18 protein-coding genes and 1 pseudogene are annotated in these 15,184 nt (G+C 37.6%); 15 read left to right on the forward strand and 4 right to left on the reverse strand.

The genetic code is table 11. The features are described from left to right. Positions 1–157: 157 nt before the first annotated feature. From ilvA to ACQVGS_RS10230, 7 genes are all read left to right on the forward strand, one after another. Positions 158–1,426, forward strand: coding sequence for a threonine ammonia-lyase IlvA (gene ilvA, locus ACQVGS_RS10200; protein WP_095713134.1), 1,269 nt, complete (start codon positions 158–160; stop codon positions 1,424–1,426). Positions 1,427–1,516: 90 nt separating this feature from the next. Further along, the gene (locus ACQVGS_RS10205; protein ID WP_024121785.1) at positions 1,517–1,768 is read left to right on the forward strand and encodes a DUF2535 family protein; all 252 of its coding nucleotides are present in this window, start codon (positions 1,517–1,519) and stop codon (positions 1,766–1,768) included. Between the two features lie 157 nt (positions 1,769–1,925). Then, positions 1,926–2,507: an SCO family protein gene (locus ACQVGS_RS10210; protein ID WP_106020328.1), complete on the forward strand. Its 582-nt coding sequence runs from the start codon at positions 1,926–1,928 to the stop codon at positions 2,505–2,507. A gap of 77 nt (positions 2,508–2,584) precedes the next feature. After that, positions 2,585–3,352, forward strand: coding sequence for an SGNH/GDSL hydrolase family protein (locus tag ACQVGS_RS10215; RefSeq protein WP_095713132.1), 768 nt, complete (start codon positions 2,585–2,587; stop codon positions 3,350–3,352). Between the two features lie 9 nt (positions 3,353–3,361). Continuing rightward, positions 3,362–3,925: a YpmS family protein gene (locus tag ACQVGS_RS10220; RefSeq protein ID WP_491831537.1), complete on the forward strand. Its 564-nt coding sequence runs from the start codon at positions 3,362–3,364 to the stop codon at positions 3,923–3,925. An 11-nt stretch (positions 3,926–3,936) separates the two neighbouring features. Further along, on the forward strand, positions 3,937–4,131 hold the full coding sequence (gene ypmT / locus ACQVGS_RS10225) for a protein YpmT (protein ID WP_044155479.1): 195 nt from the start codon (positions 3,937–3,939) through the stop codon (positions 4,129–4,131). A gap of 72 nt (positions 4,132–4,203) precedes the next feature. Continuing rightward, positions 4,204–5,541, forward strand: a complete 1,338-nt coding sequence (locus ACQVGS_RS10230) for an MATE family efflux transporter (protein ID WP_106020327.1) — start codon at positions 4,204–4,206, stop codon at positions 5,539–5,541. Between the two features lie 45 nt (positions 5,542–5,586). Here the strand turns inward: ACQVGS_RS10230 and ACQVGS_RS10235 are convergent, their stop codons facing one another. Continuing rightward, the gene (locus tag ACQVGS_RS10235; protein ID WP_024121778.1) at positions 5,587–6,012 is read right to left on the reverse strand and encodes a MarR family transcriptional regulator; all 426 of its coding nucleotides are present in this window, start codon (positions 6,010–6,012) and stop codon (positions 5,587–5,589) included. A 133-nt stretch (positions 6,013–6,145) separates the two neighbouring features. Here ACQVGS_RS10235 and msrA point away from each other — a divergent pair, with 133 nt between their 5' ends. Then, the gene (gene msrA, locus ACQVGS_RS10240; RefSeq protein ID WP_127696847.1) at positions 6,146–6,694 is read left to right on the forward strand and encodes a peptide-methionine (S)-S-oxide reductase MsrA; all 549 of its coding nucleotides are present in this window, start codon (positions 6,146–6,148) and stop codon (positions 6,692–6,694) included. Next, on the forward strand, positions 6,681–7,115 hold the full coding sequence (gene msrB, locus ACQVGS_RS10245; protein WP_024121776.1) for a peptide-methionine (R)-S-oxide reductase MsrB: 435 nt from the start codon (positions 6,681–6,683) through the stop codon (positions 7,113–7,115). Before msrA ends, msrB begins: the two co-directional genes overlap by 14 nt. Before the next feature lie 44 nt (positions 7,116–7,159). On the opposite strand, the pseudogene ACQVGS_RS10250 reads toward msrB, so the two are convergent. Beyond that, a pseudogene (locus ACQVGS_RS10250) lies at positions 7,160–7,780 on the reverse strand (polysaccharide biosynthesis protein); the annotation flags it as partial. 15 nt (positions 7,781–7,795) lie between these two features. Beyond that, the gene (sprA, locus tag ACQVGS_RS10255) at positions 7,796–9,442 is read right to left on the reverse strand and encodes a serine-type integrase SprA (RefSeq protein ID WP_491831541.1); all 1,647 of its coding nucleotides are present in this window, start codon (positions 9,440–9,442) and stop codon (positions 7,796–7,798) included. Between the two features lie 495 nt (positions 9,443–9,937). Here sprA and ACQVGS_RS10260 point away from each other — a divergent pair, with 495 nt between their 5' ends. From ACQVGS_RS10260 to ACQVGS_RS10275, 4 genes are all read left to right on the forward strand, one after another. After that, on the forward strand, positions 9,938–10,138 hold the full coding sequence (locus ACQVGS_RS10260) for a hypothetical protein (protein ID WP_491831543.1): 201 nt from the start codon (positions 9,938–9,940) through the stop codon (positions 10,136–10,138). A gap of 296 nt (positions 10,139–10,434) precedes the next feature. Then, positions 10,435–11,223, forward strand: a complete 789-nt coding sequence (locus ACQVGS_RS10265; protein ID WP_491831545.1) for a hypothetical protein — start codon at positions 10,435–10,437, stop codon at positions 11,221–11,223. Between the two features lie 113 nt (positions 11,224–11,336). Beyond that, positions 11,337–11,987: a hypothetical protein gene (locus ACQVGS_RS10270; RefSeq protein ID WP_491831547.1), complete on the forward strand. Its 651-nt coding sequence runs from the start codon at positions 11,337–11,339 to the stop codon at positions 11,985–11,987. 25 nt (positions 11,988–12,012) lie between these two features. Further along, entirely contained in the window at positions 12,013–12,348 is a 336-nt protein-coding gene (locus ACQVGS_RS10275) for a hypothetical protein (RefSeq protein WP_491831549.1), read from the forward strand. A gap of 61 nt (positions 12,349–12,409) precedes the next feature. Here ACQVGS_RS10275 and yokF read toward each other — a convergent pair whose 3' ends face one another. Next, positions 12,410–13,300, reverse strand: coding sequence for an endonuclease YokF (gene yokF / locus ACQVGS_RS10280; protein WP_491831551.1), 891 nt, complete (start codon positions 13,298–13,300; stop codon positions 12,410–12,412). Between the two features lie 267 nt (positions 13,301–13,567). On the opposite strand from yokF, the gene ACQVGS_RS10285 reads away from it, so the two are divergent. Together ACQVGS_RS10285 and ACQVGS_RS10290 are read left to right on the forward strand one after the other, a co-directional pair. Beyond that, complete coding sequence (locus ACQVGS_RS10285) at positions 13,568–14,554, forward strand: HNH endonuclease signature motif containing protein (RefSeq protein WP_219144883.1); 987 nt, start codon at positions 13,568–13,570, stop codon at positions 14,552–14,554. 21 nt (positions 14,555–14,575) lie between these two features. Further along, positions 14,576–15,124, forward strand: coding sequence for an SMI1/KNR4 family protein (locus ACQVGS_RS10290; RefSeq protein ID WP_491831553.1), 549 nt, complete (start codon positions 14,576–14,578; stop codon positions 15,122–15,124). Positions 15,125–15,184: the final 60 nt, after the last annotated feature.

A 15,184-nucleotide genomic window follows, 5' to 3' on the forward strand; every position in this document is an offset into this window, starting at 1 on the left:
CTGGATACAGGTCACGCAGATGTTATCACGGGTGGGGAGAACTTAGAATACGATCCATTTTTTTATTTACTAAATAAAAATAATTGTCTTATTATTTGAATATTCGTGTTATAATGGCATATTAAATAGGGATTTAAAACAAGAAAGGAATCTGTACATGAAACCGTTGCTTAAAGAAAACTCTCTCATCCAAGTGAAAGACATTTTAAAGGCTCATCAAAACGTGAAGGACGTTGTGACTCACACACCGCTGCAAAGGAATGACAGACTTTCTGAGAGATACGAATGCAATATTTATTTGAAACGAGAAGACTTGCAGGTAGTCAGATCTTTTAAACTCAGAGGGGCTTATAACAAAATGAAGCAGCTCTCTGACGAGCAGACTAAAAATGGAGTCGTGTGCGCAAGTGCCGGAAACCACGCGCAAGGTGTAGCGTTTTCGTGTAAACACCTGGGCGTTCACGGGAAGATTTTCATGCCTTCCACAACACCAAGACAAAAAGTGTCACAAGTTGAACTGTTCGGAAAAGGGTTTATCGATATTATTTTGACAGGTGATACTTTTGATGATGCGTATAAAAACGCAGTTGAATGCTGTGAGCAGGAACACCGCACCTTTATCCATCCGTTTGATGATCCGGATGTAATGGCCGGCCAGGGGACTCTGGCGGTTGAAATTTTAAACGATATTGATACAGAACCGCATTTTCTATTTGCAAGTGTCGGGGGAGGCGGGCTTCTTGCAGGGGTCGGCACGTATATGAAAAACGTGTCTCCTGAAACCAAAGTAATCGCGGTTGAACCGGCGGGTGCTGCGTCTTATTTTGAATCTAACAAAGCTGGACATGTTGTCACGTTAGATAAAATTGATAAATTTGTGGACGGAGCGGCTGTAAAAAAAATCGGCGATGAAACCTTTCAAGCGCTAGAAACCGTTGTTGATGACATACTTCTCGTGCCAGAAGGGAAGGTATGCACAGCCATTCTTGAACTATATAATCAATGTGCGATTGTCGCTGAACCGGCGGGTGCTCTTTCTGTCGCGGCACTGGATTTATATAAGGAAGAAATTAAAGGGAAAAACGTAGTATGTGTTGTCAGCGGCGGCAATAACGATATCGGAAGAATGCAGGAAATGAAGGAGCGGTCTATGATTTTCGAAGGCCTTCAGCATTATTTTATCGTCAATTTTCCGCAAAGAGCTGGGGCACTCCGTGAATTTCTTGATGAAGTTCTTGGGCCGAATGATGACATTACGCGATTTGAGTATACGAAGAAAAACAATAAAAGCAACGGACCGGCCCTGGTCGGCATTGAGCTTCAAAACAAAGCTGACTATGGACCGCTGATTGAACGGATGAATAAAAAAGCGTTTCATTATTTAGAGGTAAATAAGGATCAAGATTTATTCCATCTGCTGATCTGATTTTTTCAGCACAACCGCGCAAAATGACAGACAGCCCGGCCGGCATTGTATATAATAGAAGAAAACAATCAAAAAATGAGGATTGATAGCTTGTTACTCAAAAGCCTAGAGTTCAAACGCAGCGACGGGATTCAGGTGAAAGTGACAGAAATACCTGTGTTAAAGGAAGATGAACATTATTTCTTTATGTTAAATCAGCATTTGCAGATCTACTTAAAAGAAGTATTTTCATCAAAAAGCAGGGCAAAAGTGTATTCTTTCCGACAATATATGAAGCGCCGGATGAAATGGACTGATTATCAGGCTGTTTTTCATCAAGAGGTGTTAAAACACAACGCGTGATACGCCGTTTATTCCTGTGTGTCCCCTTTGCTATGCCGCTCGAAGGCGGACGAAGGGGCATGCAGGAATTTTTTTTGCGCGTATAGAATTAAACAAAGGATGTAAGAAGGTGAGAGCGGCATTTAGTAAGCGCTTTAAGCTGGAAAGGGTGAACGGCATGAAGATGATCAAAGGGTTGGCGGTGGGGCTGATTTTTCTGCTTTTGTGTGCCTGTGGAGGACATCAGATTAAGGATCCGCTTAATTACGAGGTGGAGTCTTTTACTTTTAAAAACCAAGATGGCAAAAATGTTTCTTTAGACAGTTTAAAAGGAAAGGTTTGGCTCGCAGACTTTATTTTTACCAATTGTGAGACCGTGTGTCCGCCGATGACGGCTCATATGACAGATCTTCAAAAGAAATTAAAGGCTGAGAATATAGATGTGCGTATCGTATCCTTTAGTGTTGATCCTGAGAATGATAACCCGAAGCAGCTGAAAAAATTTGCGGCAAATTATCCTTTATCTTTTGATAACTGGGATTTTCTAACGGGATACAGTCAAAGTGACATCGAGACGTTTGCGTTTGATAGCTTTAAAGCGATCGTGAAGAAACCTGAAGGCCAGGACCAGGTCATTCACCAATCCTCTTTTTATTTAGTAGGCCCTGACGGTAAAGTGCTGAAAGATTACAATGGAGTAGAAAATACACCATACGATGACATCATCGCTGATGTGAAAGCGGCTAGTAAACTCAAGTAATCTCGAAGACAAGGCATTTTCAAATCTCCTAAAACATGATACACTTTCCACTAGTAGAATGGGGAGGAGCAACAAGATTGAAACTGCGCATTTTTGCACTCATGGCCAGTTTGATTTTGCTTCTTACTGCATGTACGAGCATACGTACAGCATCTGAGGGAAAACAAAAAGCCCATGAACTGAAAACGAAGGAACACATTGTCATTGCCGCTGTCGGAGATTCGCTTACAGAAGGTGTCGGAGATCCTGAGGGCAAGGGATATGTCGGCAAGGTGGCGGATTCTATCCGGTCAAATGAGCAAGTCAAAAAGGTTGACGTTAAAAATTATGCCGTCAAAGGGAATCGTTCGGAGGATTTGTTAGAGAAACTAAAAGATAAAAACGTTCAAAAAGGCATAAAAGATGCAGATTATGTCTTTTTAACAATTGGCGGTAATGATCTGATGAAGGTCCTTCGTCAAAACTTCCTGCAATTAACCGTCGAACCGTTTCAGGAAGAGGAAAAGCCGTACGAAAAGCGTTTTAAAAAAATCATTTCAGAAATCCGCGCGCTGAATAATCACGCAGAGCTGATTTATGTCAGCATGTATAATCCGTTTACATTTACTTTATCTGAATTACAGGAAATAAACGGGGTAGTCACTGATTGGAACAACATTGCTAAAAAAGAGCTGAAAAAAGATAAACATGCAAAAATCATTAATATAGAAGACTTGTTCAATCAAAAAAGTGACAGTAAACGAATTTCTGAGGAAGATGATTTTCATCCTAATGGAACGGGTTATTCCTTAATAGCGAAGCGGGTCTATCAAGCAATTGAAAAAGAAGGATTACCGAAAGAGTAGGGTGAAATCATGAATAACTGGAAACGACTGTTTTTTATATTGCTTGCCATCAATATTGTATTAGCAGTAGGATTTGTGACGCTGGTCATGCTGCCGGGCAAGCAAGCGGAGGTAGAGGATACCTCTAAAAGCGAGTACGGATTTCAAGTGACAAGCACAAAAGAATCCTTAGCTGCGTTTGTCAACTCATATTTAAACGAGAAAGCGTCAAATCAGCTTGATTACAAAGTGGATATAGATGACGATGTCCATGTGGCAGGGAAAATCAAAGCATTTTCCACGTCAATTGACGCGTTTATCGCATTTGAGCCGACCGTGAAAAAGAATGGCGATGTCGAGCTGAATGTAACGAAATTTTCCTTAGGGAAATTGAGTATTCCTATTAGCTTTGTGTTAAATTATATGGACAGCTTCTATGAACTTCCATCCTTTGTGCATGTTCATCCCAGCGATAAAAGCATTGAGGTTCGTTTGTCTGAAATGCCATTAACGAACGGTATGTATGTCAAAGCAGATAAAATTAATTTAGAAAAAGATGAAATTGAGTTTTCCTATTACCATCCTAAACAATAGAGGTGACTGAAATGAAGCGGATTTACCAGTATTTCAGTTTGTTATCATTTACGTTTTCCCTTTACTTCGGCTGGCTGGCTTATCATCATCTGGCGGCTGAGGATATGGATCAAATGTACTTGAACATTTCGTACTGCGCATTGTTTTTGAGTGTGATGGTGTTTACATTTGGCATGAAAGACCGAAAAAAAACCGATAAATCATGAAAAAAAGAGACATGCTGCACCGTCTCTTTTTTCATGCGGCTGGACGAAAATATAAGAGAACAAGGAGAAGAAATGAAAGCATACGATTTTACGAAGGGAACCGTGCTGAGGCAGCTTATCCTGTTTTCGATGCCTATTATGCTGGGAAATGCTCTGCAGGTTTCTTTTCAATTCATAGACAGTTTATGGATCGGCAATTTGCTGGGGGCAAAAGCGCTTGGCGCGGCCGCGGTATCAAGCACGATAGTTTTAACCGTGCTGTCTTTTATTTTGGGACTTAATAATGCGACCTTAACCATTTTGTCTCAGCAAAAGGGAAAAGATGATGAGAAAGGAATGGCGTCGTATATAAATGCCTTTGTGGTTTTATTAACAGGCTTAAGCATCGGGTTCGGCGCAGCCGGTTTTTTCCTGTCAGAACCATTGCTGCGTCTTCTGCAAACGCCGGAGTCCATGATTCCGCTTGCCGAGATCTATTTGCAGATTCAATTTATCGGCATACTGTTTTTGTTTGGTTATAACTTTATCAGTACGGTTCTTCGGGCGCTAGGCGACAGCAAAACACCGCTGCGGTTCATCGCTTTTGCCGTTGTGCTGAATGCTGTGCTGGCACCGCTCTTTATTTCTGTTTTCCGCATGGGGATTGCAGGAGCGGCTTATTCAACTGTTTTGTCACAGGGCATTGCGTTCCTTTACGGTTTGTTTTATGTCATCAAACATCAGCTGGTTCCGTTTTCTATGCCAAGAGCACCTAAGTGGGAAGAGACTGTATTGATTCTGAAACTTGGTATTCCCGCCGGTCTGCAGATGATGGTGATTACAGGCGGAATGATGGCGATCATGAGCGTCGTCAACTCCTATGGAGAGCATGTGGTCTCTGGATTTGGCGCGGTGCAGCGGCTGGACAGCATCATCACACTTCCGGCTATGGCGGCCGGTACGGCGGTCAACAGCATGGCGGGACAAAATATCGGGCTCGGAAACTATAAAAGAGTGGAATCGATTGCGAAGCTTGGTGTGATGTCTGTTTTTTCTTGCATGCTCGTAATTGCTATTATCATTTGGATATTTGGAAAATACTTGATGAGATTATTTATTAGTGAGCCTGACGCGGTAGCGTTTGGTGAACAATATTTGCGGTGGATTGCGTTTTTCTATCCCTTTATCGGTATTAATTTTGTGCTGAATGGAATTGTCAGAGCTGCTGGGGCAATGATGCAGGTTTTGGTTTTAAATTTGATTTCTTTTTGGGTTTTGAGATATCCTTTTACGGCTCTGTTTTCAGCTTGGCTTGGACAGAAAGGGATCGGTCTCGGAATCGGTATGAGTTTCTTATTCAGCAGCTGTGCGGCGTTTTTGTACTACAGATACGGCCGCTGGAAAACGATGAAATTGTTTACTGAAAGATAAGAAAGGCGCTGCGAAAAGCACATACCCTAATTGGGTATGTGCTTTTTACCGTTTTTTATCAAGTTTGCTGAAAAGCTCGATTAATGTGGCGAGTTCAGTATCCGTATAACAATCAAAACGTTTAAAGAAATATTCAGTTTTTTTCTCATTGAAATGCTGAACGATTTTTTCACCTGCTTCAGTGATATGGATGCGGATGATCCGCCGATCTTCCTTCGATCTGATTCTCGTGATCCATTCTTTTTCTACCAGCGCGTCAGTCACTGCGGTAATATGGCTTGCTGATACTTCCAAAATGGGCGCAAATTCCGTCACTTTCTTAGGTCCCTGTTCACTTAGAATGCGCAAAATGGTAAATTCATTCCGCGAAAGCTCTTTATCTAGAATATCGTTGATTTCATTGCGTATTTGTTTAAAAACTTTACGGAGTAAAGTTTCCATATCATACATCATTTGTGTTCTTACTTTCAAATTTGTGAACCCCCATTACATAATTGCTAATACTCAAAACCTATAGATTTTTATTGAAAAGCAGAATCATTTTCATTCTATTTTTACATGCTATAATATAATAATACCACGTATTAACAAAGGAGGCACCAGTATGTCTGAAAAAAAAGAACTCGCCACATTTGCAGGCGGCTGTTTTTGGTGTATGGTCAAACCATTTGACGAACAGCCGGGAATTGAAAAAGTGGTGTCCGGGTATACAGGCGGCCATACTGAAAACCCTACGTATGAAGAAGTATGCAGCGAAACAACAGGGCATCGTGAAGCCGTACAAATCACGTTTGAGCCTGATGTATTCCCTTATGAAAAGCTGTTAGAGCTGTTCTGGCAGCAAATTGATCCGACAGATGCAGGCGGTCAGTTCGCTGATCGCGGCAGCTCTTACCGTGCAGCGATTTTTTATCATAATGAAAAACAAAAGGAACTTGCTGAAGCATCAAAACAGCGGCTGGCGGAAAGCGGCATTTTTAAAGATCCTATCGTGACAGATATTTTAAAGGCTGAACCATTCTATGAAGCGGAAGATTATCATCAGCATTTTTATAAAAAGAATCCAGGGCATTATCAGCGTTACCGGACAGGCTCCGGAAGATCTGGATTTATCAGTGAGCATTGGGGGGGCGAAATAAATGACGCTAAATAAAGAAGAAAGAATAAAGTCATTAAACCGTATGCAATACGAGGTCACACAAAATAACGGAACGGAGCCGCCGTTTCAAAATGAGTATTGGGATCATAAAGAAGAAGGGCTTTATGTTGACATTGTGTCAGGAAAGCCTTTGTTTACTTCCAAGGATAAATTTGATTCCCACTGCGGCTGGCCAAGCTTTACAAAGCCGATTGAGGAAGAAGAAGTGGAAGAAAAACAGGATACGAGCCACGGAATGATTCGGACAGAAGTCAGAAGCCGAACAGCTGATTCCCATCTGGGACATGTATTTAATGACGGACCTGGACCTAGCGGACTTCGTTACTGCATTAATTCTGCGGCGCTGCGGTTTATTCCTAAGGATAAGCTCAAAGAAGAGGGATATGAAAGCTATCAGCACCTATTTGACAAATAAATGCAAGAAAAAACAAGCCTGCCTAATGGATAGACAGGCTTGTTTTATGCCTTTTTTTCTTTATGCAGGTCTTCAATAATTTGGGCAATTCTGTCTTTTGTAATAAGAGGAGCCTGATCAGACTGATACCCGGGCAAATTGACTTTGCGAAAATCAGGATGTTTTTCAGGTTCTGGGAGGATAGCATATAGGTTGCCCCATTCATATAGTGACTCTACTTCGTGGGGAGATGTCAATTCTTCGTGAAGCTTTTCACCTGGACGCTTGCCGACTTCTATTGCGGCCGGGTGCGGGAGACCGTGCTGCGCTGCGTATTCTTCAAATCCATGAATCAATTCCTCGAGTTTCAGTGATTCCATTTTAAAAATAAAAGTTTCTCCGCCTGTGGTTATAGCGGCTGATTGCAGTGTCAGTGTGGCCGCATCATTAATAGACATAAAAAATCTGGTCATGTTCTTGTCTGTGATGGTCAGCGGTTCACCTTCCATCATCTGTTCAAATAAAATAGGAATGACTGAACCTCTTGAGCCGAGAACATTTCCGAAACGGACGGAACAAAAAACAGTTCCTCTATTTTGAACGTGGCGGTTAGCTTGATGAAACAGCTTTTCAGATAACAGCTTAGTGGCACCCATTGTGTTTACAGGGGACACAGCTTTATCTGTTTATCGAGATACTGACTACGAAAACGAACTTTCCTTAGTATCAGTCAGCGTATCACCGGTTAGAAGGCCGAACCTAAGAATAGGTGTTATCTCAAATTGTGCAGGTACTGGGCCTTTTCTTTTAGCTGTCATTTTAACAATTACTTTTTCTAATGCTATTCTGAGTAAGTTGTTTTTTTCTTCTTTATCATTTGATGTCTCGTAAATTTGAATCAAGTTTTTCATTTGGCTTCTTACTTTACTGATATCAATACCTGATTTAATATCTGTCAGACCATTTAACTCATCTTGGGCTTTTTTTAGTTCTTTCATTTCCTTGTCCAATGTTGCTTTTCGCTGAAGAAAAATTTCGTCAGAGTAAATACCACTTTCGTACTTATCAAAGATGAAATTCAGTTTATTTTGTAACTCTTTCTCACGTTGCTCAAATTGTTCATTAATCTGTTTTTGAGATTTGATGTTGTTCTTATTCTCGTGTGAATGAACCATGTCTTCAATAAGGTTTGTAAGTTCCTTATCATTTAATGTTTGAAACAGTCTAAAATAATCTAATATTGCTTCTTCAACATCATTATACCGAACATTCATACACTTGTTATTGAGGCATCTGAGCACTTTAACATGATATAAGCTTTCAGTACCGTTTTTGTTTTGTCTCTTTCTTTTGGCTTCATATTTTGACAATGGGCCACCGCAGTCAGCACAAATACATACACCAGCCAATTCATTTAATTTATAATCGCTTCTATTTGGCAGCAAAGGTATTTTGTTTTCGATTTTTTTATTCGCCTCCTCGAATTGATCTTTATCAATAATGGGAGTGTGTGCGTCAGGTACAATTATTTGTTCATTCTCAGGTCTAATTGTTCTCTTACCGTCTTTTTCTTTCTCTCTGACTTTATACTTAACAGTTCCTATATAAACTTCATTTTCAAGAATGGCTTTCACAGTGAATCGATTCCACTTTTTCTTTCCGGCAGGGGAGGGGATTTGCAGATTGGTCAAATGAGTGGCAATTGCATTGTAACTGTAATCCTTCCCGTTGAGACCATTCAAGAATAAATCAAAAATTAGTTCAACAACCTTTGCTTCATCCTCAATTGGGTCTAGCTTAGAGGACTTTTTGTTTAATTGGTATCCATAAGGTGCCAGTCCAGATATCCATTTCCCTTGTGCTGCATATGTGTATTTAGCACCTGTCATACGCTCTCTAGTCATTTCAAATTCTTCTCTAGCCATAAATAATTCAAAACGAATTTGGCGCATGTCTACAGGGTTTCTAGGGTCATAAACCTTATATGGTGTAATTATGATCAATCGTTTGCTTTGAAGAAGGTTAACAATCTGTCCTGCATCGCTATAACTCCCACGACTAAGTCTTGTTATTTCTTTAACTGCAATTGCCTGATATTTGCCTTCCTCAAGATCTTTAAGGCACTCTTTAAAGACAGGACGACCCTCAATGCTTTCTCCTGATCCAATCTCCATTTTTAATTCATAAGGGATCTCAATAGCCGTAAGTATTTTATTCATGAGTTCTTTTTGTTCTGTGAGTGTGTCTTCACCTGTTCTTTTTTCTCGTTCCATATCCTGACGAGAACGTCTAAGATAACCTAAAATATTTGTGATGTTGTAAGAATTGACAATGTTTTTTAACTCCAAAAATTTAGCACCTCTTTATTGTGTTTAATGTCAAAACAGAAGTATCTGTAAAAACATTCTATCTAATATTGAATACGAAAACAATAAAATAATTTGAAAGATTTGTATACTTTGAAAGTTGATCTATCGGTTTTTGTTTATTTTACGAAGTTCCTGTACATCTATGTGTAACGGAAGAAATTTTGCGAAAAGGTGTCCGATTTGAAAAGGAACTTTGCAGTTATTTATGAAAAGGTTGTGCCAATTGGGAAGTTAAACTCGCAGTTATTAATGATGAAAGAATTTTTCGTTAAATTGTGCGGATAGCAAAAGTCACGGGTATTATCTATTGAAGGATATAAGAGAGGGATTAATCATTGACTATGAGTAACTCTAGGATAAAACAAGGTTCTTCCGCAGCCTTGTTAAATATCTCAACTAACTATCTATAATGCTTGTGTATGCCTTGCTTAAACTTCAATAAAAGTCTAATGAAAATTATAGGGGGAAAGAATAATGAATCAAACACAAATCGCAATTTTATCACTAATCATCGTTGCTATTGGTGAGATCAAAGCTCTATTAATTGATTTGTTCCCAAAACTATTTCCTGCAATAGGAACATTCCTGATTAGTTTGAACCGTTACGTATGGATAATAATTCTTCTGCTGCTTATTATTGCTGGGCAACAAATTTTCATTTATATAAAAGTTTAATATACATATTTAAGAGGAGGTGATCTCGATAAAATTCCCATTTTATTTAAACATGAAAGCTGCTTGAATACATCCCAAATTTAAAGCATTCTATATATACATCATAGTTGGTATATCAGCCACTATTAAGCCAGAGAGTCCCCTCACAAATAAAACAATGAAATAAAGAAGACTTAAACAAATTTTTACTTTAGAAAGGTAGACAAGATATTTATTTTGAACTGGTTTGTATTTTATTTATTTAAATGGGCAGTTTATAAAACGCAAACATTCTAAACAGAAAGGGTAGATGGATAATGGCTACTGGAGACGCAATACAGCAAGCCGCCAAGTTAGGTGATATCGGTTTTCCAGAATTCACAACAAAACTCATAACAGACACTTTTGATGCTCTTATTGCTGCCAACCTTCGTCAAACAGAAAGCTATATAGAGTTGTTTAACAAAGTAAATGAGAAGCTCCCTAAGTTTATTGAATCAACTAAGGACGAAATAAATGGGGAGATGATACTTGAGTTTTTAACCGTACTATTGCCAGATAATAAACAACCTGAAAATTTAACTAAAGTTAGAGCAGGAGGAGATTTAACGCCAGAAGAAACTGACAAACTTAATGTTGCTTTAAAAATTTCCGATGATGTTCCACAAGAAGAAGTAAAACCTGGAGCAATTAAAGAAGATGATTACAAAAAGATAATTGAAGCTGTAGCTAAACGTATTGCATCAGACAAATACACAATACTTCAAACGTTAGTGAACCAAGGATATTCAAGACTAGTGGTTGAGAATGGTGAAATTGAAACAAAGCTTTCATTTAATGTGACGGGAAAAGACAATTTAGATGCATTTCATACAACTACTAGCACAATTAATGAAAATCGACAAGGCGGTGGAAAAATTTATGGTGGTGGACTCTTTGGGATTGGTCGCGTATTAAAAGTGGCTGGGAGTGCTAATTATAATAAGGTTACAGTTACAACAGCTACTACTAATAATACAAGCTCATCGGAGGCTATGATAGACATCTTCGGACATGTCAGAATAAATTTCAAAACTGATTATAGTCCTCTTAGCATAAAAAAATAAGAAAAGGAAAAAGGCTGCGAAGCATGTTTTTTAGTCGTAGTCTTTTTTTATGATTAAGATTTGCTTATTTTGTCTATCATATAGAAACTAAAGAAATTGAAGGAGCAACGGTAATGAAGGATTATTTTGTTGAATTTACAGAATATACATCACTCCTAATTAATAATACTTTAGAATCTATACTAAGCAGCATTGTTAAACAAGAAAACAAAATTTTAGAAATAAGAGAAGATGCATTTATTGATTTGGATTCCTTTAGACAGAAATATGTTGATGAAACGGAAATCCGTAAAACTATACAGCACTTATTCCCAGCTAAAACAAATTCAGCTACTGAATCTTCAGTTGATTATTTACAGCCTTACACTCCTTATAATGAAGGGTTAAATGAAATCCCGGAGATATTCGAAAAAATCGGTTATAGCATGAGGTTTGAACAAGACTATGTTAGAACAGATACGAATTTATACACTATTACACACTTAGGCTATAAAGGAATATTTGATAAAGTGGCTTTATTAATTGCAGAAAAACAGCAAGGGATTTTAAAAACCTTAATTGCAGATGGAATTCCTAGGGTGAAATTAGATAATGGTCGCATAGCCTCCAAAATAATGTTTTTATTAGATGGAAATAATGAAAATTCAAATCAAGGGTCTAAGTTATTTGTAAAAACACTCAATTTGAATAACTCATTCGGGAATTCTTTGAATAACAGCCTTATTTCCGAACTTGAAATTAATTTTAAAGTAATTGTTCAATAATTAGTTTTAAAAAGGAGTGATACAGATGAATGAAAATAAGTTATTATTAAATGATCTGATTTTAATTGTTCATAATGAGGTACAGAGCGCTGTTGAAAAAATTTCAAATAAAGGTTTTGATGAAGAAAAAGTGACAGTAAGTACACCAAAAATGAGTATAGAGATGTTTAGAATAAAATTCCCTCTAACTCTAGTACAAGGGAATATATCCAGCAGTGATCCTAAAAAAATTAAGAATGATTTGAATTGTGAAAGTGGGTTAATTGTTAAATTAAATGAAGATATGGTTAACAAAGAAGGGAGTATAAAAGAACACCTTGCTTTAGGCGAGATCGAAATAAAATTTAATCCAACCTTATAGAACCTTACATTTTTCAAAAAAGTACGAAAGAAATAACAAGAAAGCCACAAAGGGCTTTCAATTAGCGTTCGCATGCATAGTTGTCATGATCTCTGTCCATTTTAGATTGGTAAGCAGGGTGGGAACTAGGCACTCCATTCGGATATTTCTTTCTTAACTCTGTACAATTTTTAAATGTTTCTGTTTCTCCAGTTGACTCTGAAGAAGCTTCGTTTTCAGTTGTAGTCGAAGTTTCACTTGATGCTTTTGGAGTTGTAGGCTGTTTAGCTACCGGTTTAGATGTTGTTGCTTTTTTAACTGCAGTGGTTTTCTCTTTCACACAGCCATTAAATCCTCGGTCAGTCACATATCCATTCTTACTCCAAATAGAAAGGTTCTCTGTTTTTGCTTCTTGCTCGTCTTTCTTAAATTGGTCTATGTATTTCGTATTTGGCTCATATACAAATGCTACTCTGGTCAATCCTTCTTTCAATAATGTCTCTTGAACAGACTTGCCATCGACATAAACGTAAGCTAACAGTCTTCCATACTTATCTCTGCGGTCACCTTTATCAAACTCCAGCTGCAGCTTACCACTGCTGACCAATTCTTTATTTCGTTTTGATGCATCTTCACCGTACGGTTGAACACAAGAATTTGGTTTCTTCGTCTCAGGTGTGTCTATGAGCAAGTAGCGCACTGTGTCTATATTTCCGTTATAGCTAACTTTAATTGTGTCACCATCAACAGCTCTATCTAGAGTAACATCGACCAATTCCTTTTTCTCTTTTTCCTTAGATTTGTCAGCAGTTTTTTCTTTAGCAGCTTCCTTTTGTTCTGTTTTCTTTTCTACATCCGTAGACGCTTGTGGCGTTTCTTTTTCTGTGCTTACTTTTACAGAATCATTTGAGCTGCAGGCTGCCAACGATAAGCTCAAAGTGAATGCTACAAAACCTAATAATACTTTCTTCAACTTCATTTCCCCTTTTTAGAATGTTTGTTCTCTATCTATATCGGTAGACCATCAATAATTATAATCCTTTATCCAATCTTTTCAAATTGATTTTTAAATAAAATCTTACATAAATAATAGTTTAAAAGTGAGCAAAAAGCATTGTTTGAAAAAAAGGTCAGTGGTACTATATTTCTTGGAAGGAGGTATTAAATGTAAAAAAAGAAAAAATATTCATCTGTGAGTTCTCATAAGAGGTTGAAATTTAACAATAAAGGAGAAACCATTATGAAAAAATTTGTTCCACTAATTTTATTTGCAGTTTTATCATTTACCATGCTACTTTTCTTAAACACTAAAGAGGTTGAAGCAACTTCCTCTAATTCTGAGAAGAATGTTACCTCGTTGTTTAAGGGAACACTTAAATTTGAAGTAGATGAAAATAAAAATGCCAAATTAAAAAAAGTTGATCTTGGAAATGAAAAAGAACAAATTAAACAAGCAGATATTCTCGCATCTGAGTTAAATCATGATTATCTCTACAACTACGATTCAAGTATCTCAGGAGATCGAGTTGATCTATATTCTAATAAAGAGACCAAAATAAAGAATAAAACTAAAGGGAAAGTACCTGGCTATGTAGAAGTACAAGTTGAAACATTATTAAGTGAGAAGAACAAATCAATAACAAACGTTATTAGAATCACTAAAGTTGTTGGCACAAAGCCTATGTACGTGAATGCTTCAAATAACTTACTAGCCAATAAATCCGTAAATGGAAAGTACATTAGAGTTCTTGCACACACTAAGAAATTTATGCTTGGAGAAATAAAGGCAGGAGCAAGTTCTTCAAAAAGTTTTAGAGTGGGTGGAACTAGCTTCTATAAAAGAGAATTTTCGGCTTCAGTTGTATGGAAAGACTCTCCTCCAGTAGTTGACTCTAAAACGTCTTCACCATTTCTTGCAAATAAAAAAGCAGTATTATACCCATATGCAAAAAACAATCATAACAAAAAAGTAATGCCGGCACCGGCTTATGCTAACATGAAAGTTATCCCAGTTGAAGATAGAGAGAAAAGGGATAAAAAAATTAGAGACAAATATAAAAGTTGGTATATAAAGAAATATGGAGACCCTAAATGGAATTGGAGTGATTATGAAATTCACCATATTATTCCTCTTCAGTACGGAGGGAATAATGATATGAACAATTTATTCCCATTAAAAAAGGATTTCCACCGAAAAACTGTGTCTCCTTGGTGGACTGGATATTAACAAGTAAGTGGGGCGATTTATTTGACTAACTTTGTTCATAAGACTGTAAATGGTTTGAAAAGTCTCTTAGATGAAAAAGGAGCCATTAAATTGTTTTGTTCTGAAGGAGATACCATGGAATGCCTTGTTACTTTTTCCTCGGACAAAGCAACCCTTAATGAGATTCAAAGTTTTGAAACTAAACACCAGATCACCCTTCCAGAGGATTATCAGAAGTTCATCACACTACATAACGGTGCGAAAATTTTTGAGATTCTTTCTGATGGAGAGAATATAGGTGGAGGACTTCAGCTATTTAGCCTTGAAGAGATTGAAGAGGAACTAAAATATGAGGATTTGTTTGAAGGTATCAATGGCATCCCAATTGGCTACTTATTGGAAGAATGCCATTTAATGATCGATAAAGATAAAATTAATCAAGGTGATCCTAACTATCTCTATATATTTGAAAGTGGTTTAGAATACAATCCATTAAATTTAAACTTTGAAATATTTTTAGACCGGTATATATTGGCTAATGGGGAACCTTTTTGGGATTGGCGCTACTATACCGCAGAAAATTATTATTGAACAAGATAGTGTGATGTATAAGACAGTCATTTTGGCTGTCTTTTTCTGTTATTCAAATAG

It is taken from the genome of Bacillus sp. SD127 (assembly GCF_058566445.1).

Coding starts and splice junctions, on each gene's coding strand:
- ilvA (WP_095713134.1), top strand. CDS start 158: ATGAAACCGTTGCTTAAAGAAAACTCTCTCATCCAAGTGAAAGACATT.
- ACQVGS_RS10210 (WP_106020328.1), top strand. CDS start 1,926: ATGAAGATGATCAAAGGGTTGGCGGTGGGGCTGATTTTTCTGCTTTTG.
- ACQVGS_RS10220 (WP_491831537.1), top strand. CDS start 3,362: ATGAATAACTGGAAACGACTGTTTTTTATATTGCTTGCCATCAATATT.
- ypmT (WP_044155479.1), top strand. CDS start 3,937: ATGAAGCGGATTTACCAGTATTTCAGTTTGTTATCATTTACGTTTTCC.
- ACQVGS_RS10230 (WP_106020327.1), top strand. CDS start 4,204: ATGAAAGCATACGATTTTACGAAGGGAACCGTGCTGAGGCAGCTTATC.
- msrA (WP_127696847.1), top strand. CDS start 6,146: ATGTCTGAAAAAAAAGAACTCGCCACATTTGCAGGCGGCTGTTTTTGG.
- msrB (WP_024121776.1), top strand. CDS start 6,681: ATGACGCTAAATAAAGAAGAAAGAATAAAGTCATTAAACCGTATGCAA.
- ACQVGS_RS10260 (WP_491831543.1), top strand. CDS start 9,938: ATGAATCAAACACAAATCGCAATTTTATCACTAATCATCGTTGCTATT.
- ACQVGS_RS10265 (WP_491831545.1), top strand. CDS start 10,435: ATGGCTACTGGAGACGCAATACAGCAAGCCGCCAAGTTAGGTGATATC.
- ACQVGS_RS10270 (WP_491831547.1), top strand. CDS start 11,337: ATGAAGGATTATTTTGTTGAATTTACAGAATATACATCACTCCTAATT.
- ACQVGS_RS10275 (WP_491831549.1), top strand. CDS start 12,013: ATGAATGAAAATAAGTTATTATTAAATGATCTGATTTTAATTGTTCAT.
- ACQVGS_RS10285 (WP_219144883.1), top strand. CDS start 13,568: ATGAAAAAATTTGTTCCACTAATTTTATTTGCAGTTTTATCATTTACC.